At 72.8% G+C, this 23,572-nt stretch carries 20 protein-coding genes and 1 pseudogene; 9 read left to right on the top strand and 12 right to left on the bottom strand.

Going from position 1 to position 23,572, the window contains the following annotated elements:
• Window positions 1–27 precede the first annotated feature (27 nt).
• Together ABZY44_RS22860 and ABZY44_RS22865 are read left to right on the top strand one after the other, a co-directional pair.
• Window positions 28–774: a maleylpyruvate isomerase family mycothiol-dependent enzyme gene (locus ABZY44_RS22860; protein WP_356656653.1), complete on the top strand. Its 747-nt coding sequence runs from the start codon at window positions 28–30 to the stop codon at window positions 772–774.
• 71 nt (window positions 775–845) lie between these two features.
• Complete coding sequence (locus tag ABZY44_RS22865) at window positions 846–1,097, top strand: DUF6332 family protein (RefSeq protein ID WP_356656655.1); 252 nt, start codon at window positions 846–848, stop codon at window positions 1,095–1,097.
• A 122-nt stretch (window positions 1,098–1,219) separates the two neighbouring features.
• On the opposite strand, the gene ABZY44_RS22870 is transcribed toward ABZY44_RS22865, so the two are convergent.
• Window positions 1,220–2,194, bottom strand: coding sequence for a spherulation-specific family 4 protein (locus ABZY44_RS22870; protein ID WP_356656657.1), 975 nt, complete (start codon window positions 2,192–2,194; stop codon window positions 1,220–1,222).
• 453 nt (window positions 2,195–2,647) lie between these two features.
• Between ABZY44_RS22870 and ABZY44_RS22875 the strand changes: the two genes are divergently transcribed.
• A complete protein-coding gene (locus ABZY44_RS22875) occupies window positions 2,648–3,214 on the top strand; it encodes a hypothetical protein (protein WP_356656659.1) in 567 nt (188 codons plus the stop codon).
• 22 nt (window positions 3,215–3,236) lie between these two features.
• Here ABZY44_RS22875 and ABZY44_RS22880 read toward each other — a convergent pair.
• The 3 genes and pseudogenes from ABZY44_RS22880 to ABZY44_RS22890 form a co-directional block, all read right to left on the bottom strand.
• Window positions 3,237–3,394, bottom strand: a pseudogene (locus ABZY44_RS22880) (IS5/IS1182 family transposase); the annotation flags it as partial.
• 268 nt (window positions 3,395–3,662) lie between these two features.
• A complete protein-coding gene (locus ABZY44_RS22885; protein WP_356656661.1) occupies window positions 3,663–4,229 on the bottom strand; it encodes a hypothetical protein in 567 nt (188 codons plus the stop codon).
• A gap of 2,484 nt (window positions 4,230–6,713) precedes the next feature.
• On the bottom strand, window positions 6,714–7,412 hold the full coding sequence (locus ABZY44_RS22890) for a TetR/AcrR family transcriptional regulator (protein WP_356656663.1): 699 nt from the start codon (window positions 7,410–7,412) through the stop codon (window positions 6,714–6,716).
• Between the two features lie 148 nt (window positions 7,413–7,560).
• On the opposite strand from ABZY44_RS22890, the gene ABZY44_RS22895 reads away from it, so the two are divergent.
• Entirely contained in the window at window positions 7,561–8,019 is a 459-nt protein-coding gene (locus ABZY44_RS22895) for a nitroreductase/quinone reductase family protein (protein WP_356656665.1), read from the top strand.
• A 677-nt stretch (window positions 8,020–8,696) separates the two neighbouring features.
• On the opposite strand, the gene ABZY44_RS22900 is transcribed toward ABZY44_RS22895, so the two are convergent.
• Window positions 8,697–9,962 carry a geranylgeranyl reductase family protein gene (locus ABZY44_RS22900; protein WP_356656701.1) on the bottom strand — a complete coding sequence of 422 codons (1,266 nt, stop codon included), beginning with the start codon at window positions 9,960–9,962 and terminating at the stop codon, window positions 8,697–8,699.
• A gap of 287 nt (window positions 9,963–10,249) precedes the next feature.
• On the opposite strand from ABZY44_RS22900, the gene ABZY44_RS22905 reads away from it, so the two are divergent.
• Both ABZY44_RS22905 and ABZY44_RS22910 read left to right on the top strand, forming a co-directional pair.
• Window positions 10,250–11,614: a dipeptidase gene (locus ABZY44_RS22905; RefSeq protein ID WP_356656667.1), complete on the top strand. Its 1,365-nt coding sequence runs from the start codon at window positions 10,250–10,252 to the stop codon at window positions 11,612–11,614.
• Between the two features lie 75 nt (window positions 11,615–11,689).
• Window positions 11,690–12,481: an MBL fold metallo-hydrolase gene (locus ABZY44_RS22910; protein WP_356656669.1), complete on the top strand. Its 792-nt coding sequence runs from the start codon at window positions 11,690–11,692 to the stop codon at window positions 12,479–12,481.
• 81 nt (window positions 12,482–12,562) lie between these two features.
• On the opposite strand, the gene ABZY44_RS22915 is transcribed toward ABZY44_RS22910, so the two are convergent.
• A complete protein-coding gene (locus ABZY44_RS22915; protein WP_356656671.1) occupies window positions 12,563–13,630 on the bottom strand; it encodes an NUDIX domain-containing protein in 1,068 nt (355 codons plus the stop codon).
• A gap of 208 nt (window positions 13,631–13,838) precedes the next feature.
• Between ABZY44_RS22915 and ABZY44_RS22920 the strand changes: the two genes are divergently transcribed.
• Window positions 13,839–14,828, top strand: coding sequence for a LacI family DNA-binding transcriptional regulator (locus ABZY44_RS22920; RefSeq protein WP_356656703.1), 990 nt, complete (start codon window positions 13,839–13,841; stop codon window positions 14,826–14,828).
• Here the strand turns inward: ABZY44_RS22920 and ABZY44_RS22925 are convergent.
• Window positions 14,818–15,147, bottom strand: a complete 330-nt coding sequence (locus ABZY44_RS22925) for a hypothetical protein (protein ID WP_356656673.1) — start codon at window positions 15,145–15,147, stop codon at window positions 14,818–14,820. The genes ABZY44_RS22920 and ABZY44_RS22925 overlap by 11 nt on opposite strands.
• Before the next feature lie 170 nt (window positions 15,148–15,317).
• Here ABZY44_RS22925 and ABZY44_RS22930 point away from each other — a divergent pair, with 170 nt between their 5' ends.
• Window positions 15,318–17,783 (top strand): WD40 repeat domain-containing protein, encoded by a 2,466-nt coding sequence (locus tag ABZY44_RS22930; RefSeq protein ID WP_356656675.1) that lies wholly within the window; start codon window positions 15,318–15,320, stop codon window positions 17,781–17,783.
• A gap of 60 nt (window positions 17,784–17,843) precedes the next feature.
• On the opposite strand, the gene ABZY44_RS22935 is transcribed toward ABZY44_RS22930, so the two are convergent.
• The 5 genes from ABZY44_RS22935 to ABZY44_RS22955 form a co-directional block, all read right to left on the bottom strand.
• Complete coding sequence (locus ABZY44_RS22935; protein WP_356656705.1) at window positions 17,844–19,142, bottom strand: aldolase; 1,299 nt, start codon at window positions 19,140–19,142, stop codon at window positions 17,844–17,846.
• A gap of 183 nt (window positions 19,143–19,325) precedes the next feature.
• Window positions 19,326–20,288 (bottom strand): electron transfer flavoprotein subunit alpha/FixB family protein, encoded by a 963-nt coding sequence (locus tag ABZY44_RS22940; protein WP_356656677.1) that lies wholly within the window; start codon window positions 20,286–20,288, stop codon window positions 19,326–19,328.
• Between the two features lie 91 nt (window positions 20,289–20,379).
• Window positions 20,380–21,165, bottom strand: coding sequence for an electron transfer flavoprotein subunit beta/FixA family protein (locus tag ABZY44_RS22945; RefSeq protein ID WP_356656679.1), 786 nt, complete (start codon window positions 21,163–21,165; stop codon window positions 20,380–20,382).
• A 201-nt stretch (window positions 21,166–21,366) separates the two neighbouring features.
• Complete coding sequence (locus tag ABZY44_RS22950) at window positions 21,367–21,912, bottom strand: flavin reductase family protein (RefSeq protein WP_356656681.1); 546 nt, start codon at window positions 21,910–21,912, stop codon at window positions 21,367–21,369.
• A gap of 175 nt (window positions 21,913–22,087) precedes the next feature.
• The gene (locus tag ABZY44_RS22955; RefSeq protein ID WP_356656683.1) at window positions 22,088–22,450 is read right to left on the bottom strand and encodes a thioredoxin family protein; all 363 of its coding nucleotides are present in this window, start codon (window positions 22,448–22,450) and stop codon (window positions 22,088–22,090) included.
• 311 nt (window positions 22,451–22,761) lie between these two features.
• On the opposite strand from ABZY44_RS22955, the gene ABZY44_RS22960 reads away from it, so the two are divergent.
• Complete coding sequence (locus tag ABZY44_RS22960) at window positions 22,762–23,484, top strand: lysophospholipid acyltransferase family protein (RefSeq protein WP_356656685.1); 723 nt, start codon at window positions 22,762–22,764, stop codon at window positions 23,482–23,484.
• Window positions 23,485–23,572 lie beyond the last annotated feature (88 nt).

A 23,572-nucleotide genomic window follows, 5' to 3' on the forward strand; every position in this document is an offset into this window, starting at 1 on the left:
GTCCGTCCCCGCTGGCAGACTCCGGGCATGGAGATCACTGAGTATGTGAAGACCCTTGCCCGCGAGGGCGAACTGCTCGCCGACGCCGCCGAACGGGCCGGTACCGACGCCCCGGTGGCCACGTGTCCCGAGTGGCGGATCGCCGATCTGTTGCTGCACACGGGTTCGGTGCACCGCTGGGCGGCCGGATACGTCGCGGACGCACTGGTGGAGCCGGCTCCCTTCCCGAGGCCGCCCGAGCTGGCGGGCGCGGAGTTGCTCGCCTGGTTTCGCGAGGGCCACGCGGCGCTGGTGCGCATCCTGACCGAGGCCCCGGCCGATGTGGAGTGCTGGACCTTCCTGCCGACGGCTCCGCCGTCTCCGCTCGCGTTCTGGGCGCGGCGCCAGGCCCACGAGACCACCGTGCACCGGATGGACGCGGAGTCGGCGCTCGGCGTGGAATTCCGCCCGGTGGAACCGGAGTTCGCGACCGACGGCGTGGACGAGCTATTGACCGGATTCCATGCGCGTCCCAAGAGCCGGGTACGGACGGCCGAGCCCCGGGTACTGCGGGTGCGCGCTGCCGACACGGGCGCGGTGTGGACCGTACACCTGTCGCCGGAACCGCCGCGCACCGTGCGCGGCGACGCGGACGGCGCGCCGGCCGACTGCACGCTCACGGGCGAGGCCTCCTGGCTCTACACGGCGCTGTGGAACCGGCTGCCGCTCACCGGTCCGGGCGTGACGGGTGACACGGAGCTGGTCCGCCTGTGGACGGCCACGGCGGGGATCTGACCTCCGGGGAGGCCGCCGCCGCCGAGGTCACGTCCTTGTGGCAGCGCCCCGGACCCTGTGACACTGGTCGCATGGGGCGACGCAGCGAGGCGGACCGGGACGCGGTCACCATCGAGATCGTTTACGCCCTCGTCAGCGGCGGCTTCGCGGCGGCCCTCGTTTTCGCGGCGCTCTACGGACCGGCCGTGGCCTTCGACCTCTCCCCCACCACCGCCCACACCTTGGCGGTCGCGGGCGGCGCCCTGGCCGGGGTCGCGTTCCTTTCGCGGGTCGCCCACATCCTGTGGCGCCACGCCGGCCGCCGGGAGGACGAGGGCGGCTGACGTCGGATGACGTCGGGTGAGGCTGACGTCGGACGGGCTGACGTCGGACGGTCCTCGAGCTCCGGCCGGGCCGGGGACTCCGGGGAGCTCTGCCCGACCGCTTGGCGGCGTAAGGTTTCGCCTCAGCCGAGGGAGGACGCGTACGCGGTCTGGGAACGGTACCTCCAACTGGGTTGCGCGTTCCACGGGTTCGGCATCTCCGCGCTGGTGGCGTACGCGTAGCCCGCGCCGCGCTCGAACGCGGTGCGCAGCGTGGAGCGCATCGCGGAGGCGTCCGGGACGTCGTGGACCAGATGCCAGAACGCGGTCCCGCTCGGGTCGAGTTCGGTGCCCGCGCGGTATCCGGTGCTGTCGTTGAACACGTTGCCGCCGAGCCACCCGCCGCCCGCGTACGCCGCGTACGTGTCCTCGTAGGTGACGAAGACGTCGGCGGTGCGGTGGCCGGGCTCGAGGTAGCAGTCCGCGATGGCCGTGCCCGGGTTGTTGACCACCAGGTCCGGGGCGTCGTCCTCGTCTCCCGGGGCGACGGCCTCCATGGTGTCCTGGACATAGCGGCGCAGTTGCGCGTAGTGGTCGCGGACGGCGTTGGCCGGGCCGCAGTCGCGGCTGACGACGTCGAAGAAGATCCCGTCCACGTGCAGGCGGCCGTCACCGGTCCTCAGGTAGTTGTCCACCGAGGCCTCGACCTCGGCGATGGGGCGGTTGCCGTGGTCGGTGTGGACGTAGCCGAGCACCTTGGTCTTCTCGCCGGTGGAGGTGGTGCCGGAGCGCAGGGCGTCGGCGCGGGCCCGCCAGCGGGCGTCGAAGGGGGAGTCGCCGTTGCCCGGATTGAGGACGACGACGGAGGCGGCCGGCCCGGTGGCGGTCAGGTCGACGAGCATCGGGTCGTCGGCCCAGACGTACGCGGGGACGGCTATCTCCAGGCCGCGGACGCCCGGCGCCCGGGGGGCCGGGGTCACCGCCGGGGTGACCGCGGCACCGGGAGCGGAGGCCGCCGGCGCCGGGCCCGAGGTCGCCGAGGCGGTGACGGCCGGCGCCGGCGCGGCCAGTAACACGGTGGCGAGGACGGCGTAGAAGGCCTTCGCGGCGCGGGTCATGGCTGCTCCTCGAGCTGCGGCAGGGAGGCGGACCCGAGGAACACTAAACGCGCGGCCGCCCGCAGCACGGCGGAATCCTTCGCTTCGGTAGGAGGAACAGACAAGCGAACTTTCACTGGGGCGGAATCACTCTGCGGGGGTGCGGAATCCGGTGGAGCCCGAAGGCATCCGGGGGAATCCGCGGGCACGGGAGGAATCCGGAGGAATCCGGGGGCACGGGAGGAATCCGGAGGTCGCCCCGTCGCCGATCACTCACCCGGGCCGCCCTGCGACGTACGGACATCCGCCTGGCCGGCCCGAACCGGTCGACGCCGCCGGGGTTGGTCGAACGGGTGATGACGGGGCGACTCGCGCTGCTTGACGACTGGCCGCACGCTCCGACCTGTTCTTCTGGGATCGAATGAGTGCACTCGTGATCGAGTGGACGCGGAGAATGAGAGCCACGGAGGGTACATGCGCAAGCTTCATCACGCCGTGATCGTCGCGGTCGCGGCGGGGAGTCTGGCCGTCTTGGGCGCGGGAGCCGCCCATGCGGAGGGTGCGAGCGGCCTGGACGGGCGGTCCTACCGCGCCATGCCCTCGGCGGGCCTCCGCACGGCCCACGCAGCGGGCCAGTCGCACCTCCGGCAGCTGCCGCAGCTTCCCGCGCTCCCGCAACTGCCCGCCCTCCCGCAGCTGCCCCGCCTCCCCCAGCTTCCGCCCGTGGCCCAGGCGTCGCACGATGCGTACCGGGCGCAGGCAGCCCCCGAGACCGGCGGCATGTCGACGGCAGGACAGGGGTCGTACGCGCCGTACGTTCCCTACGCGCCGTACGTTCCCTACGCGCCGTACGCGACCACCGCCTCCGGCACTCCGAACACCCCCAACACGCCCAACACGCCGAACACCCCGAACACCCCGAACACGCCCGGCAACCCCAACACCCCGAACACGCCCAACACGCCCAACACCCCGGGCGGTGGCAACCACACGCCGAACACCCCCAATACCCCGAACACCCCGAACACGCCCAACAACTGACCTGGCTTCGGGAGTCGTCTCGTGAAGGGAGCCTGCGGGCGCAGATGCGAGTGCGGGCGATGCCGGTGAAAGCAACGAAGTGCTCGGCGTTGCGTGCGTAGCGGCGGTGGCGGCAGCCGCTGAGCCGGGCCACGGTGCGTTCGGCGATCCGTCGATGCCCCTACGACGGTGAAGGCTCGAAGCAAGAAATGCCGGCCGTACGCCGCTTGATGCCACACGCCCGACAACCGTGGCCGGAGGTAGGCGCGCAGTCGCAGTCGGGCACCGGCCGCTGGAACAAGCCTACAACTCGTCCAGCAACAATCCGCAGGACCGCCGGCCCACCGAACCATCCATACGAGACAGCCTCCTGGGCACGTCCTGGGTATCTGGCCCCCATTCCTCATGACACGCGGCGGCGCCGCGCAGTGACTTCACTGCGCGGCGCCGTCATGTTCATGTGTGTGCATCATGCGGGGGTGTTCGGGGTGTTGGGAGTGTTGGGCGTGTTGTTGCCGCCACCGCCCGGAGTGTTCGGGGTGTTCGGGGTGTTCGGGGTGTTATTACCGGCACCGCCCGGGGTGTTCGGGGTGTTGGGAGTGTTGGGCGTGTTGTTACCGGCACCGCCCGGGGTGTTCGGGGTGTTCGGGCTGTTGGGGGTGTTGTTACCGGCACCGCCCGGGGTGTTCGGGGTGTTGGGAGTGTTCGGGGTGTTGTTACCGGCACCGCCCGGAGTGTTCGGGGTGTTCGGGGTGTTGTTACCGGCACCGCCCGGAGTGTTCGGGGTGTTCGGGGTGTTAGGCGTGTTGTTACCGGCACCGCCCGGAGTGTTCGGGGTGTTCGGAGTGTTAGGCGTGTGGTTCTGGCAGTTCCTATGCTTGTTGCACGTCTTGTGCATGACGTGCTGCGCCACCTGCACCGCCGACTGCGACGACTGAGGAGCGGAGGCGGCCATTGCAGTGGCCGGGAGTGCCATGCCGCCTGCGAGAGCTACGGTCGCTGCGGCCATCATCGCCTTGCGGGAAATGTTGAACATGGTATTTCTCCATTCAGAATTGCGGGGATCTCAGTGGATCCGTCCCGGCACGGGGCTTGTCTTGCGAATCGGCCTTGCGGTTGCGGTGGCCTGCTTCAAATAGACATGATCAACACGGGAGGTGTCATGTCACAGCATTACGTGTCTTGACATGACCAACCACTTCCGGTAAAAGCACTCGCACCGGGCTTTGGACCTGGTGGAATGCCTCGGAACCAGCATGCGGAACCTGCCGCGGCCACTGCTGCGCCTCACGCCCCGAAATGCAGTGCCGTGTGCCGACGGCGTCCGGGCGACTTACTGGATCTCCACCTTTCCCCTCCCCCGGGAAGGAGATCCCTCCCGGGCCGCACCTCGCACAAGCGGCGCTTCACGCTCACCGTTGAGGCAGCCCTGATCGGTGGCAGCGCCGCGCCGACGGCCGGTGCGCACGCCTCCTCGACACACTCGCCCGGAGATGAGACCTCCGCTGCCGCGGCCCCCCACGCGAAGCGGGCTGGGGGACCAGGCGGGGGCGCGCCCTCGACGTGAGGGCATCACAGGTGGACCTACCGTGCTGCACCGCGGGCCAGGCCCTGGCACCGGACCCCGCCCCCGGCCGCGGCCTCTCCCCCGCCCCCTCCGCACCCGCCGGCCGCCGAGGCCCCACCTCTCGGGCTCCGCGCCTCGCGCCCCGGCGGGGGCCGGTCCGCGGCACACCACCGGCTGCGGTCGCGATGCGTCCCGAGGACGAACCGGCCGGTTCCACCGGCACACGCGAGGTGGCCCTCAGGTCGAGCGGTGCGATGAGACTCGGCGCCGGCCAGCTGCCGTGGGTCGGGGGTCGTTCCCGAAGGCGATCGGCAACCGCCGACCGCAGTGGAAGCGCCGGCGTCGGGCGCGCCACCCGGTCACCCGACGGTGGCCGTTGGGGCGCGCGCGCCCGTTCGCCAGCCTTTCCCGCCCGTGCAGGGTGCAGGAAAGTGATCGAGGCGGCGAACAGTTTGAGGGCCAGGACGGACACATCCGTCCCGCGAGGATGCTCCTCAGCACTGAAGCCGGGCCCAGAGCAGCTCGACCAGCTTGCCCGGGCCGCAGCGGAAACCGCAGGCCGGGGCCGAAGCCTGGTAGCCCGAAGCCGGGGCCGCAGACCGGGCCGGGGCCGCTGGCCAGAGCCGCAGGACGGAGCCGGAGCTGCAGGCCGGACCGCAGCCGCAAACCGGGAGCCGGGAGCTAAGGCCGCAGGCGAGGCCGGGGACCGCAGGCCGACCCAGGGCAGCAAGCGGGGGGAGCAGGCCGGGCCGGGGCCGCAGGCCGGGGTGGGGCTGCACGCGGGGTGGGGGCCGCACGCCGGGGCCGGGGCCGCACGTGGGGTGGGGGGCAGGCCGACCCGGGGCCCCAGGCGGGGGCTCCAGGCCGGGCCGGGCCCCAGGGATGGGCAAGGAGCCGGGGCCGGAGCCGAAGGGCGGGGGGCGGAGGCCGGAGCCTGGGCTCGGCCGGGGCCGGAGGCCGGGCCGGGCGTCAAAGCCTGGGCCGGGAGCCGGGCCGGGGGACGGGCAGAGGTTGCCGGTGTCGTGCATTGGCTCGTAGGGCTCGATGGCGCACACGCTCCCGGCTGCTGTGACGACGGCATCGAGGAGCTGTTCGGCGACAGGGATCAAGCCGTCGGTGCAGTAGGGGCGTGCAGGGGTCGTACGGCCGCCGCTGGTCGGCTGCCTGAGCAGGGTGGCGGCGGGGCCGTGTTCGGTGATCAGGAAATCGACGAGCGGGTCGGTCCATGGGCGCGGTGCCGCCAGCGGCGAGTCGATACCGGAGGGGGCGAGGGCCCGCCTGGGCGCCTTCCTCGGCCTGGTGGCGGAATCCGGTCGCAAGAGGTCCGGGCGCACCAGGAAGTGGCGGGGGCGCGCGCCATCCCCACTCCCGCCGCCGAGAACACCACGAACGCTGGGCGTCCTCCCCGGCCGCCCCGCGCGACCGACCCCCCACCGAGGCCGAGGCGCACGGTACCGGGCTGCGCAGTCGGGCCGGCGGCCATGATCGTCGGCTTGACGACCACCGATGCAACAAAGCGCCCGATGGTCCCGTGAGCCGGAATCGCGCAGCTGCCCGATCGAGTTCAGGGCTCTACGGAGCCCAGATCAGGCACGAGAGCGACAGCAGGCAGCAGACCTCCCTGTCCGGCCGCCGGCTTCCCGGCCGGAACCCGTACGAGTCGGTCACGAGCGCCTGCGCCGACCGACCGCACCGACCGCACCGACCGCACCGACCGCACCGACCGGATGACGCCGATCCCCTGCGGGAACCCGTATGGACTCCGACCCGGCACCATCACCACCCGAACGAGGCACAGCCGCACCTCACCCATCCACCGCAGCCGACGATACCGGCGCTGATCCACAGGGAGTCTCACCAGCCGCTGCGTGCCCCACCAGCCACACCGGTCACCCCAGCCACACCGGTCACACCGGTCACACCGGTCACGCCAGGGTCCCCTCCCTCAGGCCGTCACACGGCGGGCAGTCCCACTCCGTGGGCCAGTTGACCTACGGCGTGGGCGAAGAAGGCGTCGCGGTCCTCGACGATTCGGGTGAACTGGCCGAAGAGCTCGAAGGAGATGAGGCCGAAGACCTGCGCCCAGGCGGCCACCAGAGCGGCGGTGACCTCCGGGGGCAGGCCTTCGGCGAAGTGACCGGTCATCCGGACGGCTTCGGGACGCAGCTCAGGGGGGAGAGGCGGGAGGGCGATACCTCGGCCCGCGTGGGCGGCGCGGGCGATGCCGATGAAGGTGTTGCCCACGCGGGAGGCTGGCCCGATGGTGTCGACGGGGGCGGTGTAACCGGGGACGGGGGAGCCGTAGATGAGCGCGTACTCGTGCGGGTGCTCCAGCGCCCACTTGCGGACGGCCTGGCAGACGGCGATCCAGCGGCCGCGGGGGGCGGCGGCGGTGGCGAGCGCGCGGGCGTCCGCCGCCTCAGCGGCGGCGCCGAGGGTGCTGTAGGCGTCGACGATGAGCGCGGTGAGCAGCTCGTCGCGGCTGGGGAAATAGCGGTAGAGGGCGGAAGAAACCATGCCCAGCTCGCGGGCTACGGCGCGCAGCGAGAGTTTGGCGGCGCCCTCTGCCGCGAGCGCGCGGCGGGCCTCGTCCTTGATGGCGGCGGTGACTTCGATGCGGGCCCGTTCGCGGGCCCCTCGCACGGGGCTCATGAGGTTCAGTGTGGCATGCAAGCAGAGCACTGCACGAAATCGGGAGCGGCGATCCATTTAGAGAGCACCGCTCTTGCTTTAGATCGGCGATCCGTGGACACTGATCTCAAGCGAGAGCACCGCTCTCCCAATTGCCTCGGAGGCCGCCATGAACGCGCCCACGCCCTACTACGTCCAGGCCGGCCCGCTCGGCATCCGCTTCAACGCCCTCTTCGGCAAGCTCGCCCGCCTCGGCATCAGCCTGGCCGGGACGGCCGAACTGTCGGTGCGCGGCCGCACGTCCGGTCAGATGCAGCGGATCCCGGTGAACCCCTACACGCAGGACGGCGTGCAGTATCTGGTCTCCGCCCGCGGCCACTCCCAGTGGGTGCGCAACATGCGAGTGGCGGGCGGCGGTGAGCTCCGCGTGGGCCGCACGGTACGCACCTTCACCGCCACAGAGATCACCGACCCGGTCGAGCAGGCGATCGTCCTGCGCGGCTACCTGAAGAAGTGGGGCTGGGAGGTCAACCGCTTCTTCAACGGCGTCACCGTCAAGTCCTCGGAGGCCGAGCTCCGGGCCGCCGCGCCCGACCACCCGGTGTTCCGCCTCACCATCGCCAGCTGACCGGGCGCCTCGCCCGCGCCTGCCCCGGCGCCCCTCCCCCGCGCCTGCCCCCGAAGCCCTCACCCGCGCCCACCCAAAAGCCCCTCCCACGCGACTGCCCCGAAGCCCGCGCCCGCCCCCAAGCCCGCGCCCGCCCCTCCGGCCGCCCCGGAAACGCGGAAACGGCCCCGCTGGGACACCCAGCAGGACCGCCACGCCACGCTTCGCCAGCTCTCCGGCTCCCCGGCCGTACGCCCGCTCACCCCGCTCCCCGCTCCCCCACCGGAAAGCCGGCCCCGGGCCCCAGCCCCGCCCCCGCCCCTCCAGCCGCCCCGGAAACGCGGAAACGGTCCCGCCGGGACACCCAGCAGGACCGCCACGCCACGCTTCGCCAGCTCTCCGGCTCCCCGGCCGTGGGCCCCGCTCGCCCACCGGGAAGCCGGCTCCGGGCCCCAGCCGGGCCCAGCATCGAGCCGAGACCCAGCCTTCGGCCCCGCCCCCGGCACCGAGCCGAGGCCCGGAGCCTCCTGGGTCCAGCCCTGGGGCAGGCCGGCATCAGACCCTGCGATCAGGCCCCGGCCCCGGCCCCGACCTTGCCCTCGCGCCCGTGGCCCTGGCCCTGGCCCTGGCCGTAATCGTCGCGCTGTCCAGGCCTGCCCGTGGCCCTGACCCTGGCCCTCACCCTGGTTGGCCTGGCCCTAACCCTGTCCCTCGCCCGCTCCCCGTCCCTTACCCGCGCCCTCACCCTGACCTTCGCCCGCGCCCTCACCCTCAGCCTCGGCAGTGGCCCGCGCCTGCCTGGCGTCGAGCAGGTGCAGTGCCTTGCGTGCCAGCGGGTACGTACGCACCATGTCGGCCAGGGTCATCGAGCCGCGCGTGATCCTCGCGAAGGCCAGCCACGCCGGCCGGAAGCCGGTGATCGCCGCGTGCAGAACGCCCGGCCTGGAGTTGAAGACGGTCAGCATCCGCTTGCCGACCCCCATCTCCACGCCCAGGCCGGCCTTGACGGCGAAGGCGTAGTTGAGTGCCTGCCGCCGCGCGTCCACCGCGTCCTGGGACTCGGAGATCTTCACGGCCCATTCCCCGGCGAGCCGCCCCGAGCGCAGCGCGAAGGAGATGCCCTCCCGGGTCCACGGCTCCAGCAGCCCGGCCGCGTCGCCCGCCACCAGGACCCGGCCGCGTGAGAGCGGCGATCCGGGCTTGCGGCAGCGGGTCAAGTGCCCTGAGGATACGGTCGGTTCGAAACCGGCCAGGCCCATGCGGGCGATGAAGTCGTCCAAGTACCGCTTGGTCGCCGCGCCTTCGCCCTTCGCCGAGATGACTCCGACCGTGAGGGTGTCTCCCTTGGGGAAGACCCAGCCGTAACTGCCGGGCATCGGGCCCCAGTCGATGAGGACCCGGCCCTTCCAGTCGGCGGCGACCGTCTCCGGGACGGGAATCTCCGCCTCCAGGCCGAGGTCGACCTGATCCATCTCGACGCCGACGTGCGCGCCGATCCGGCTCGCGCTGCCGTCGGCGCCGACCACGGCCCGCGCCAGCACGGTCTCGCCGTCGGCGAGCACCACGGCGACGGTGCGCCGGTCGGGCACGGACGCCCCGTGCTGCTCCACGCGGGACACGGCCGTGCCCGTACGTACGGTCGCACCAGCCTTCTCCGCCTCCGCGACCAGCGCCGCGTCGAACTCGGGGCGGTTGATCAGCCCGAACAGCATCTGCTTCGAACGCCGCGTCCTGGTGAACTTCCCGTTCAGCGAGAAGGTGACCGCGTGGACGCGGTCCTTGAGGGGCAGCACGAAACCCGGCGGAAGGGCGTCGCGCGAGGGGCCGATGATGCCGCCTCCGCAGGTCTTGTACCTGGGCAGTTCGGCCTTCTCCAGGAGCAGGACGCGTCTGCCGGCACTCGCCGCCGCGTACGCGGCCGACGATCCGGCCGGCCCCGCCCCGACCACGACCACGTCCCACACCTCGCCGGTCCCCCCGGCCGTCTCCGCGTCGGCCCCCTCGGCGGCCTGCCCTGCTGCCGCGTCGCGTACGTCGCCGCTGTCGCTCTCGTCGCTGCTCACGATGTGCTGCTGCTCCTGATCCTGCGGTTCATGCCTTGCTCCGATGCCGGGGAAATCCTACGGCGCGAGTCGGCCCGCCCCGCTGTGCGAGGATCGGGACTGTCCTTCGCCCCCACCCCGCATGCGCCCACCCCGCGGATGCGGGAGGCGTACACGCGTACAACGTCGCACCCAAAAGGAGCGTGCCCATGTCTTCGCACCCGATCGCCGAGACCATCGCCTCACTGATGCCCCGCGCCAAGCAGGAGCTGTCGGAGCTGGTGGCTTTCCAGTCGGTTGCGGACTGGGCGCAGTTCCCCAAGAGCGAGAGCGAGGCCGCGGCGAACTGGGTGGCCGACGCGCTGCGCGTCGAGGGCTTCCAGGACGTGGCGCTCCTCGACACCCCCGACGGCACCCAGTCGGTGTACGGCTTCCTGCCCGGCCCGGCGGGCGCGCCGACGGTGCTGCTGTACGCGCACTACGACGTGCAGCCCCCGCTGGACGACGCCGCCTGGATCTCCCCGGCCTTCGAGCTGACCGAGCGGGACGGCCGCTGGTTCGGGCGCGGCGCGGCGGACTGCAAGGGCGGGTTCATCATGCACCTGCTCGCGCTGCGCGCGCTGAAGGCCAACGGCGGCGTGCCGGTGAGCGTCAAGGTCATCGTCGAGGGCTCGGAGGAGCAGGGCACGGGCGGGCTGCAGCAGTACGCGGTGGCGCACCCCGAGCTGCTCACCGCCGACACCATCGTGATCGGCGACGCGGGCAACTTCCGTACGGGCCTGCCCACGGTGACGGCGACCCTGCGCGGTATGACCCTGCTGAAGGTCAAGATCGACACCCTGGGCGGCAACCTGCACTCCGGCATGTTCGGCGGAGTCGCCCCCGACGCCCTGGCCGCCCTGATCCAGGTGCTGGCCTCGCTGCGCGCGGCGGACGGTTCGACCACGGTGGACGGGCTGGACTCGGACGCGGTGTGGGAGGGGCTCCAGTACCCGGAGGCCGACTTCCGCGCCGACGCGAAGGTGCTGGACGGCGTCGAGCTGATCGGCGAGGGCACGATCGCGGACCGGCTGTGGGCCCGGCCCGCGGTCACCGTGCTGGGCATCGACTGCCCCCCGGTGGTCGGCGCGACGCCGTCGGTGCACGCGAGCGCGGGCGCCCTGATCAGCCTGCGGGTGCCGCCGGGTGTGGACACCACGGAGGCGATCAAGCTGCTGGAGGCGCACATGGTGACGCACACCCCGTGGAAGGCGCGCCTCGAACTCGAGGTCGTGGGCCAGGGCCAGCCCTTCCAGGCCGACACCGACAGCCCGGCGTACGCGTCGATGGCGGAGGCCATGAAGGTGGCGTACCCCGGCCAGGAGATGCAGACCAGCGGCATGGGCGGCTCGATCCCCCTGTGCAACACGCTGACCTCGCTGTACCCGCAGGCGGAGATGCTCCTCATCGGCCTGAGTGAGCCGGAGGCGCAGATCCACGCGGTGAACGAGAGCGTCTCCCCGGAGGAGCTCGAGCGCCTCTCGGTCACCGAGGCACTGTTCCTCGTCAACTACGCGGCCTCCAAGCACGCCTGACGGTCCGCTACGGGCGGATCCCGCTCCCGGCGTAACCACCGTCGGGAGCGGGATCCGTCCGGGTACGTTCGGATCATGGATTTCGTCGAAGTCGTTCCCGGACGCCTCCACATGCTCCGATTCCCCGTCGGTCAGGCCTACCTCTGGCGCGACGGAGCCGCCCTGACCCTGATCGACGCCGGGCACGCCGGGTCCGCGGCCGCGATCGAGGGGGCGATACGTTCCCTCGGGCTGCGGCCCGAGCTGCTGGAGCGGATCGTCCTGACGCACTGCCACCCGGACCACATCGGCGCGGCGGGCGAGCTCGCCGCCCGCTGGGGCGCGCGGGTACTGGCCCACGGACTGGACGCGGCCGTGATCCGCGGTGAGCGGCCGGTCCCGGAGCCGGTGCTGCTGGACTGGGAACTGCCGCTGTACGAAAGCACCCGGTCGGCGGTCCCGCCGGCGTCCCCGACCCGGGTGGACCGGGAACTGGAGGACGGCGAGGTACTCCCCTTCGGGGACGGCGCCGTCATCGTCCACGCACCGGGGCACACCCCGGGCAGCATCGGCGTCCATCTCCCTTCGCACGGCGTGCTGTTCACCGGCGACTGCATCGCCGGCGTCGGCCAGGTGATGCTGGGCGTGTTCAACGTGGACCGCGCCGAGGCCGTCAAGACCTTCGGCCGGCTGGCCGCGCTGTCCCCGTCGGTGGCCTGCTTCGGCCACGGCGACCCCCTCACCTCCGACACGGCCGCCTCCCTCTTCGCGGCTGCGGCGGCTGCGGAGGCCGCGGCGACCGAGGCGGCGGCGCACGCCAGCCAGTCCGATCGGTCCAACCACTCCGACCAGCCCGACCACTCCGGCAACTCCCACCACTCCGGCTGACGGATTCCCCGCAGGGGAGCCGGACACGGGGACCGCGGACCCGGGTCCGCGCCTCCCCCACGCCTCCCCCACGCGGGCCGGCTACGGGACCGCCCGCCCCGCCTCCAGGTAGGCCGCGCGGCCGCGGACGCGGGCCCGCAGGGCCCCCCGCAGCCGCTCGTACCGCACCTCCGGGAGCAGGTCGGCCGCCTCCTCCTCGGTCACGAAGCGCCATGCCCTCAGCTCCGGGCCCGGCAGCCGCAGCCGCCCGGCCTGTGCCTGCGACAGACGGCCGCCGTCGAACAGCAGCCGGAGTCCCCCGTACCCCGCCGGGGGCTGCGGCGGCTCCCAGTCCACGACCAGGAGCTCCGGCGGGCGTTCCAGGACGAGGCCGAGCTCCTCCTCCACCTCCCGGACCCCCGCGCACGCGGGCGCCTCGCCCGCCTCGACGACGCCGCCCGGGAACTCCCAACCCGCCTTGTACGTCGGGTCCACCAGCAGGACCCGGTCCGCGTCGTCGAACAGCAGCACCCCGGCCGCCACCGTCTCCCGCGTCGGCGGCGGGGTCTGCACGATGTCGCAGACCCGGGCCGCGTCGGTCCGCACGGCATCGGCGATCCGCCGGGCCGTCTCCCGTACGGTCAGGTCACCGTTGTCGACCACGTGCGCGTCGGCCGTCAGCCAGCCCAGCGCCTGCTGGTAGGCGGGGATGTGGTCGTAGGCCCACTGCCGCACCCGGAGGTCGACGTCCGTCTTCGGTCCCGGCTCCTCACGGGTCGCGATCCGCTCCCGGAGGATCGTTTCCTCAGGGGCCAGCAGCACGTGCCGCACCGCGATCCTGCGGGCCGCGAGGCCGCCGAAGATCTCGTCGCGGTACTCCTGCCGAAGCAGCGTCATCGGAACCACCAGCACCCCTCCCAGTTCCGCGAGCATCGCCGCCGCCGTGTCCACGACGAGGCGACGCCAACTCGGCAGGTCCTGGTAGTCGGAGACCTCCGCGAGGCGCTTGCCCGGCAGCAGCACGCGCAGGGCGTCACCGATGAACTCCGGGTCGAACAGCGTACTTTCGGGCAGGAGCCCGGTCAGTTCACGGGCCGTGCTGCTCTTCCCGGCGCCGAAGGTGCCGTTGATCCAGACAATCACGTCTGCCCCTCTCCCGATGCCCCCCATGGCTTGCCCGCACCACCCTGCCACGGAAACCCCGCCGCTCCCGCGAGTGCTTATCCTCAAGGTCAGGACCCCGCCGCCCCGCCCGCCCAGCCGCCCCGCCCGCTCAGCCGCCCGTCAACGCCCGGCCGTCCGCCCGCCCTTCCGGAGGCTTTGAACCGTGCCGCACACCCGCCGCCCGCCCGAACCCCGCTACGGCAACCGGCCGACCATGAAGGACGTGGCGGCCCGGGCCGGTGTGGGCCTGAAGACGGTGTCGCGCGTGGTCAACGGTGAGCCGGGAGTCACCCCGGACACCGAGAAGCGGGTCCGGGACGCCATCGACGCCCTGGGGTTCCGCCGCAACGACAGCGCCCGCGTGCTCCGCAAGGGCCGTACGGCCACCGTCGGCCTGATCCTGGAGGACCTCGCCGACCCCTTCTACGGTCCGCTCAACCGCGCCGTGGAGGAAGTGGCCCGCGCGCACGGCGCGCTGCTCGTCAACGGATCCAGCGCCGAGGACCCGGAGCGCGAACGCGAGTTGGCGCTCGCGCTGTGCGCCCGCCGGGTGGACGGCCTCGTCGTGATCCCCGCCGGGGACGACCACCGCTACCTCGAGCCGGAGATCCGTGCCGGGGTGGCCACGGTGTTCGTGGACCGCCCGGCGGGCCGGATCGACGCGGACGTCGTCCTGTCCGACAACTTCGGCGGCGCCGTGGGCGGTGTGGCCCACCTGATCGCGGGCGGCCATCGCAGGATCGGCTTCATCGGCGACCACCCGCGCATCCACACGGCGGCCGAGCGGCTGCGGGGCTACAGCGCGGCCATGAGGTCCGCCGGGCTTCCGGTCGCCGCGTCCTGGGTCTCCCTCGGACCGACGGGCCCCGAACGGGTCACGGCCGTCGCCCACGCGATGCTGTCCGGACCGGAGCCCGTCACGGCGATCTTCGCGGGCAACAACCGCGTGACGGTCACGGTCGTACGGATCCTCGCGGCCCGGGCCCGTCCCGTGGCACTGGTCGGCTTCGACGACTTCGAACTCGCCGATCTGCTGCGCCCCGGCATCACGGTGGTCGCCCAGGACGCGGCGGCCCTGGGCCGGGTGGCCACGGACCGGCTCTTCCAGCGCCTCGCGGGCGCAGGCCTCCCCCCGGCCCGCATCGAACTCCCGACCCGGCTGATCCCCCGCGGGTCGGGCGAGATCCCCCCGGTCAGCGAATGAGACCGCGCAGCACGGGCACGGCCCCGCCGCCGGCGCCCAGCCCCGCGAGCGCGGCCAGTGCTCCGGGCAGTCCGCCGAGATGACTCAGCCCGCCCGCGGTGAAACCGATCAGCACGGCGGCGACCAGCACGACGGCGGCGTGCAGGGTCAGCAGGGGCGGCTCGGGCGGTTGCCGCTCGTCCGGTAGCCGCTCGGACGCCCGGAGTCCGGGCCCTCGACTTCCGGGTGCCCGGCGTTCGGGTGCCCGGCGTCCGGGCGCCCCGCTTTCGGGGTGCTGCTGGCCGGGGTGTCGCGGTGCACGGGGCTCGGGTGTGGTCATGCACCGATTGCAGCGTGCGGCGCACCGCCGCGCCGCACGGACCGAACGACCCCGTACCACCGCCGAACGAACCCGTACCGCCGCCGGACACCGGTCGGACGCCCCCGGTGTTCCGCGCTGTTCGGGATTGTCCGGCGGAGCGGCACCGGACCGCCCTAGCCTGGGCGCTGATGGAGAACCCACCCGTATTCAAGGATGAACTCGCATCGTTCGCCGCGGACTTGCGCCAGCTGCGGATCGACCGCGGCAAACGCTCGTACCGTGAGATCGCCGCCCGCGCGGAACGGTCCCGGACCGGCGTCCGGCTCCCCGTGGCCACCCAGAGCGACGCCTTCCGCGGTGAGCGGCTGCTGCGGCTGGACCGGCTCATGGGTCTGGTCCGGATCCTGCACGCCTACGACGCGTTCGGCCAGGAGCAGCCCTTACCCCCGCACGGCGCGCCCGAGCTGGAGGTCTGGCGCCGGCGCTGGCGCGACCTGGCCGCCCTCGACCCGGGGTACGGACGCCGCGCCCCCGCCCCGGCCCCGCCCCCGCTCGCGCCCCCTCCGTCCTCGTCCCCGCACCCGCACCCGGCCGCCGACCCGGGAACCGCGACAGGCGGAGGGGCGGCAGGCGGAGGGGCGGCAGGCGGAACCGCGACCGTTCGGACCCCGGCCCCCGCGCCGGACCCGGCGGTCACCGGCCCCGCGGGGGGATGGCGGATCGCGCACCGGCTGGTCGGGCACACCCGCCTCGTCTGGCAGGTCGCCTTCTCCCCCGACGGCCGGACCGTGGCCTCGGCCGGCAACGACGGCACGGTCCGGCTGTGGAGCGCCGCGCAGGGCCGGGCCGAAAGCGTGCGGGCCAACGGCTACTGGGAGTCCCCCACGCCCGTCCTCCACGTCGCCTTCTCCCCCCTCGGCGACCGGCTCGTCGCGCTCCGCGACGACGGCGTCGTGGACCTGTGGGACCCGCAGACGTTGACCTCGCTGCGCTCTCCCCGGCCCTGGGCCGGCCGCCGTGACCTCGGCCTGCTGTGGTTCATGGCCGACGGAAGGCTGCTCGGCGTCGCCCGCGAGGGGGACGACGTACAGGTGCGGGACCTGGACGCCGACCGTCCCGTCGGCCCCTGCCTGACGGACTGCGGCGGACCCGCGGAGGCCCTCGCCCTCTCGGCGGACGGCCGGCGGCTGGCGATCACCGACGGGTTCGCCTCCGTGCGGCAGTGGGACACGGCCACCGGTGAACCCTTCGGACCGGTGATGAGCGGGCACTGCGACCACGTGGAGGCACTGGTCTACGCGCCGGACGGCCGGCTGCTGGCGACCGGCAGCCACGATGCGACGGCACGGTTGTGGGACGCCGACACCGGCCGGCAGTCCGGCCCCGAACTCGTCGGGCACGACGACGCCGTCAACGCCGTGGCCTTCTCCCCCGACGGGCGGTTGCTCGCCACCGCCTCGGGCGACCGGACCGTCCGGTTGTGGGACACGGCGACCGGCGCGCCGGTCGGACAGCCGCTGGGCGGTCACGGCCTCGCGGTCAACGCCGTGGCCTTCTCCCCCGACGGAAGCCTGCTGGCCACCGCGGGCGACGACCAGGTGGTCCTGCTGCACCGCAGCGGACCGGATCCGGCACCACCGTCACCCCCGTCACCCCCGCCGTCCAGCGGGGCCACGGCGCTGGCGGCGGCCCTGAGCGAGCGCGTCGCCGTGCCGCTGCCGACGCTGCGTACGACCTCGGCCCCTCCGGACGACGGCGAGGCCCTCGGCCGGGTGCGGTTCTCCCCGGACGGCTCGGTGATCGTCGCGGTGAGCGGTACGGACCGGCTGCTCGCGTGGGACCCGGCCACCCGTCGGCAGGTCGCCGACCTCGGCGTGCCGCCCGGGACACGGGCCTGGGGAGTGGAGTTCGGCCCGGCCGGAACCCCGCCGTCGCTCTGGGCCTCCCACGGTCGGAGGCTGCCGACCGGACCGACGGAGCACACCCGGCTGTCCATGGCCGGGCCCCTCGCGTACTCGCCGGGAAACCACTTGGTCGCGCTCGTCCACACCCGCACCCTCGTCACGGTGACGGTGCACGACACCCCCACCCTCACCCTGCGGGGCGGTCCCTTCGACCCGGGCGAGCCGGTCCACGGGGTCGAGGTGCTGTTCTCGCCGTACGGCAGGCTGCTGGCCGTGGTCGGGGAGCGGGTGCACGTGTGGGACGCGGCGACCGGAACGGCCGCCTGCCGGCCCTTCCCCGAACGGTCCGGCGCGGTACGGCCGGTGGCCGCGTTCGCGCCCGGCGGCACCTTGCTCTCCCTCGTCGACGCGAACGGGTCGGGCGTCTCGATGTGGAACCCGACCACCGGCGAGCCCCTCGGACCGCTCCTGACGGGGCACGGCTCGGACATCACGGCGCTGGAGTTCTCGCCGCTCGGCGGACTGCTGGCCACGGCCGGCGACGACGGCTCCCTGCGGCTGTGGGACGCGCCGAGCGGCCGCCTCGCCGCCGTCCTGCTCGACGGCAACGGCGCCGGCGGGCACAGCAGCCGAAGCGGAAGCGGCCGCGGGCCCGGCGCGACGTCGGCGGCGTTCTCCCCCGACGGAAGTCTGCTGGCGGCAGCCTGCGACGACGGCGCCCTGCGGCTCTGGCTGGTCCGCGGGCCCTGAGGCGCCGAAGGGCCCGGCCGGGGGCAGACCGGCCGGGCCCCTTGCGGGGTGCTACGGCGCTCAGGCGGTCGCCGTCATCGTCGCCGAGCGGCGCGGGATGGCGAAGGCGTCGAGCTCCGCGCGGGTCAGTCCGGTGAGGGCGGTGACCTCCTCGGCGCCGACGGCGCCGCAGTCCAGGCCGCGGACCAGGTAGCCGGCCAGTGCCTTCGCGGTGGCGGGCTCGTCCATCACGTCGCCCTCGATCTTGGCCACGTACGCCTTGAGGCGCGCGGCGGCCGTCTCGAGGCCCTCGCGGTAGAAGACGAAAACGGCCGCGTAGCGGGTCGGCAGGTGCGCGGGGTGCATGTCCCAGCCCTGGTAGTAGGCACGGGCCAGGGCGCGCCGGGTCAGGCCGTAGTGCAGCTTCCAGGCCTCGTGGACGTGTTCGGTGGTGCCGATCGGCAGGACGTTGGTCGAGCCGTCGGAGACGCGTACGCCGGTGCCGGCGGCCGCGACCTGCATGATCGCCTTGGCGTGGTCGGCGGCGGGGTGGTCGCTCGACTGGTAGGCGGCGGAGACGCCGACACAGGCGCTGTAGTCGAAGGTGCCGTAGTGCAGTCCGGTGGCGCGGCCCTTGGACGCCTGGATCATCCGGGCGACCGCGGCGGTGCCGTCGGAGGCGAGGATGGACTGGCTGGTCTCGATCTGGATCTCGAAGCCGATCCGGCCCGGACGCAGGCCGCGGGCGGTCTCGAAGGCCTCCAGCAGCTGCACGAAGGCCGTGACCTGCTCGGGGTAGGTGACCTTGGGCAGGGTCAGGACGAGGCCCTCGGGCAGGCCGCCGTGGGCCAGCAGGCCGGACAGGAAGATGTCGGTGGTCCGGATGCCGCGGTCGCGGACGTTGGACTCCATGCACTTCATGCGGATGCCCATGTACGGGGCGTTCGTGCCGTTGGAGAAGGCTTCGGCGACGAGGCGGGCGGCGCGGGCCGCGGCCTGGTCCTCCTCCTCCTCGGAGCGGACGCCGAAGCCGTCCTCGAAGTCGACGCGGAGGTCCTCGACGGGCTCGGAGGCGAGCTTGGCACGGACGCGGTCGTAGACGGGGACGGCCAGGTCGTCGGAGATGCCGAGCACCTTGGCGAAGGTGGCGGCGTCCGGGGCGTGCTCGTCGAGGGCCGCGAGGGCCTGGTCGCCCCAGGAGCGGATGGTGTCCCGCGTGAAGACGTCGCCGGGTACGTAGACCGTGTGGATGGGCTGGCGGGTGCCGGGGTCGCCCGGGTAGTGGCGTGCGAGTTCCGCGTCCACCGGCGCGAGGGAAGCGCTGATGCCCTCGCTGACCGCGCCGGCGAGGCTCGTCGCCACCTTCTCCTGCTGACCCATCATGCACTCTCCTCTTTTCCGCTTCACGGAATCTTAGATCCGCATTACAGAATTTAGCCACGGGGTTCCGCTCAGTCAATGGTCCCTCGGCCGTCCTGGGCAAACGACTCGGGGCCGTGCGGTGAGAAACACCACACGGCCCCGAAGACCACTTACCCGCAGGTCAGCGCCTGCGGCAGGGTTTTAGCCCTTGCGCGCCTTGATCTCGTCGGTCAGCTGCGGGACGACCGCGAAGAGGTCGCCGACCACGCCGTAGTCGACGAGGTCGAAGATCGGGGCCTCGGCGTCCTTGTTGATCGCGACGATGGTCTTCGAGGTCTGCATGCCGGCCCGGTGCTGGATCGCGCCCGAGATGCCGGAGGCGATGTACAGCTGCGGGGAGACCGACTTGCCGGTCTGGCCCACCTGGTTGGAGTGCGGGTACCAGCCGGCGTCGACGGCGGCACGCGAGGCGCCGACGGCCGCACCGAGGGAGTCCGCGAGCGCCTCGATGATGTGGAAGTTCTCGGCACCGTTGACGCCGCGGCCGCCGGAGACCACGATCGCGGCCTCGGTCAGCTCGGGGCGGCCGGTCGACTCGCGCGGGGTGCGGGAGGTGACCTTGGTACCGGTGGCCAGGGCGCCGAAGGTGACGGCGAGCGCCTCGACGACGCCGGCGGCCGGAGCGGCCTCGACCGGGGCCGAGTTCGGCTTCACGGTGATGACCGGGGTGCCCTTGGAGACGCGCGACTTGGTGGTGAACGACGCGGCGAAGGCGGCCTGCGTCGCGACCGGACCCTCGTCACCCGCCTCCAGGTCGATGGCGTCGGTGATGATGCCCGAGCCGATGCGGACGGCCAGACGGGCGGCGATCTCCTTGCCCTCGGCGGAGGACGGGACGAGCACGGCGGCCGGGGAGACGGCGTCGTACGCGGCCTGGAGCGCGTCCACCTTCGGTACGACGAGGTAGTCGGAGAACTCCGGAGCGTCGGCCGTGAGGACCTTGACCGCGCCGTGCTCGGCGAGCACGGCGGCGGTGGCCTCTGCGCCCGCGCCCAGGGCGAGGGCGACGGGCTCGCCGATGCGGCGGGCCAGCGTCAGCAGTTCGAGAGTGGGCTTGCGGACGGCGCCGTCGACGTGGTCGACGTAGACGAGGACTTCAGCCATTGGGGATGCTCCTGCGCATGCGAAGTAGTCAGGGGGCGTGTGGAGAGGGTGCGGAGTTCCCGGAGGGACCTCCGGCCGGCCAGGCTGTCGCCTAGATGAACTTCTGCTCCGCAAGGAAGCCGGCCAGCGACTTGCCGCCCTCGCCCTCGTCCTTGACGATCGTGCCGGCGGTGCGGGCCGGACGCTGGGTCGCGGAGTCGACCGCGGTCCAGGAGCCTTCGAGACCGACCTCGTCGGACTCGATCTCCAGCTCCTCCAGGTCCCAGGACTCCACCGGCTTCTTCTTGGCGGCCATGATGCCCTTGAAGGACGGGTAGCGGGCCTCGCCCGACTGGTCCGTCACCGAGACGAGCGCCGGGAGGGAGGCCTCGAGCTGCTCGCTCGCCGAGTCGCCGTCGCGGCGGCCGGTCACGACGCCGTCCTCGACCTTGACCTCGGAGAGCAGCGTGACCTGCGGGACGCCCAGGCGCTCCGCCAGGATCGCCGGGAGGACGCCCATGGTGCCGTCCGTCGAGGCCATGCCCGTGATGACCAGGTCGTAGCCGGCCTTCTCGATCGCCTTGGCCAGCACCAGCGAGGTGCCCATGACGTCGGTGCCGTGCAGCTCGTCGTCCTCGACGTGGATGGCCTTGTCGGCACCCATCGAGAGCGCCTTGCGCAGCGCGTCCTTCGCGTCATCCGGGCCCACCGTGAGAACGGTGATCTCCGCGTCGTCGGCCTCGTCGGCGATCTGCAGCGCCTGCTCGACGGCGTACTCGTCGAGCTCCGACAGCAGGCCGTCCACGTCGTCTCGGTTGACGGTCAGGTCCTCGGTGAACTGCCGGTCGCCAGTGGCGTCGGGCACGTACTTCACACAGACAACGATCCTCAGGCTCACGCCGGCTCTCCTACCGCATCGACATTTCTGGTACCGCCTTGTTCAGGCAGCATAGGCGCCATCTCGGGCCGTTCCCGACGGGGGCGGACCGCGCTCCGAAGGGAATGTTACTCGTCAGTACACAATGGGGCCCGCCAGGTTGCAAGGCCCGTGAACTGTGATCTGGCCAACGCCACCGCAACCTGCCCCAGCAGGGACGATTCAGTCGCGCAACGCGTTGAAGCGTCCCTGGTGGTACAGCAGCGGACGCGCCTGGCCCGCCGGGTCGCCCGCCCGGTCTCCCACCGGGTCCCCGGCCACCACCTCCGCGATGACCACGCGGTGCTCGCCGGCCGGCACCCGCGCCACCACCCGGCACACCAGCCACCCCAGCACTCCTCCCAGCACCGGAACGCCGTGCGGGCCCGGCGCCCAGTCCGTGGCCGGTCCGAAGCGGTCGGCCCCGTTGCGGGCGAACAGACCCGCCAGGTCCCCTTGGTGTTCGCCGAGTATGTGGACGCCGAGGTGCTCGGAGTCCCGTATCCCGGGCCAGCTGGAGGACCCGGTGCCGATGGTGAACGACAGCAGCGGAGGATCGGCCGACACCGAGTTGAGCGAGGTCGCGGTGAAGCCCACCGGCCGCCCGCCGCTCTCGGCGGTGATCACGGCGACGCCCGCCGCGTGCCGGCGGAACACCGAGCGCAACAGGTCGGGCGAGCCGGGCAGGCCGGCGGCGGAGCGGGGGGACGGAACCGTCGGTGCCGTCATGAAGGGGTTCCCCGTCCGCGAAGCAGGAGTTCGTACCGCATGCCGCAAGCCTGACGATCTCTCGTGTACACAGTCAAGGCGCAACGGACAGATGTAGGGCGCGTCACGCTGCGTGCGGGCGCGCGTACCGGCGCTCCGGGCCGCCGCCGGGAGGGCCCCGGAGTCCCCGAGCCCGTCATACGGCCGCGCCCAGCGCGGCGATCACATCCGCGGTGCGCGGCATCCCGACCCCCCGGCGTACGATCCGGCCCGCCGCGTCCAGGACGAGCACCGTCGGGGTCTTCTCGATGCCGAGGGCCCGTACGAGGTCCAGGTCCTTCTCCGCGTCCACCTCGATGTGGGCCACGCCCTCGACCATGGCCGCGACCCCGGCCAGGATCCGCCGGGTGGCCCGGCAGGGCTGGCAGAAGGCGCTGGAGAACTGCACCAGGCTCGCCCGCTCCCCCAGCTCCGCGCCCAGTTCCGCGGCGCCCAGCCGGAAGCCCGGTTCCGCGGCGCCCAGCCGGACGGCCGACCCGTCCTCTTCGTTCCCGTGCACCCGTTCTCCCCTACTCCCGTTCCATGCCGCCCCTTGGTGCCGTGACCGGAAAGGCGCACCGCACATACACCGCACATACATCCGCACAGACATCCTTACGCGTGTCCGCACGCCGTCCCGGTGCGCCCGTACGCTGATCCGAGCGCCCCGCGGACGCCCCGCATTCCCCGCGTGACGAGAATCTCGCCGGGTAGGAGCGTCTGGGCTGGCCTGCGGCTCCCGTATGGGGCACGATCCCCATGGCCGCGTACCTACGCTGCCGTAACTTCCAGCCGGGAGCACCTCCAGGCAGAAAGCGGGGTCTCCACCTCATGGCCGAGCTCGTCTACCCCCCGGTGATCGGCGCCGCACACGCCCTGTTCCGTGCGCTCGACGTCCGTATCGACATGAAGGGCACCGAGAACATCCCCCGCAAGGGCGGCGCGGTCCTGGTGTCGAACCACATCGGCTACCTCGACTTCATCTTCGCCGGGCTGACCGCCCGGCCGCAGAAGCGCCTCGTCCGCTTCATGGCCAAGGAGTCGGTGTTCCGGCACAAGGTGTCCGGTCCCCTGATGCGCGCGATGAAGCACATCCCGGTGGACCGCGCACAGGGAGAGACGGCCTACCAGCACGCGCTCGACTCGCTGCGGTCCGGCGAGATCATCGGGGTGTTCCCCGAGGCCACGATCTCCCAGTCGTTCACGCTCAAGAGCTTCAAGTCCGGTGCGGCGCGCATGGCGCAGGAGGCCGGCGTCCCGCTGATCCCGGTGGCCCTGTGGGGAACGCAGCGGATGTGGACCAAGGGCCGCCCGAAGGACCTCAAGCGCAGCCACATCCCGGTGACCATGCGCGTGGGCGAGCCGGTGGAGGCCCCCTCCGACCAGTACGCCGGCGCCATCACGCGGCGGGTGCGCGAGCGCGTGCAGGAGCTGCTGGAAGCGGCGCAGAGCGCCTACCCGGCCAAGCCCAAGGGCACGGAGGACTCCTGGTGGCTGCCGGCCCACCTCGGCGGCACCGCGCCGACGGCCGCCCAGGTCAAGGAAGCCGGCTGACCGGACGCCGCACGGCGGCGACGGGGACGGCACGGTGGCCCCGCCCGGGACCGGGCGGGGCCACCGTGCCGTCCCCACCGGGCGCCCT

The sequence above is a fragment of the Streptomyces sp. NPDC006544 genome (assembly GCF_040611715.1).
Lineage (GTDB): Bacteria > Actinomycetota > Actinomycetes > Streptomycetales > Streptomycetaceae > Streptomyces.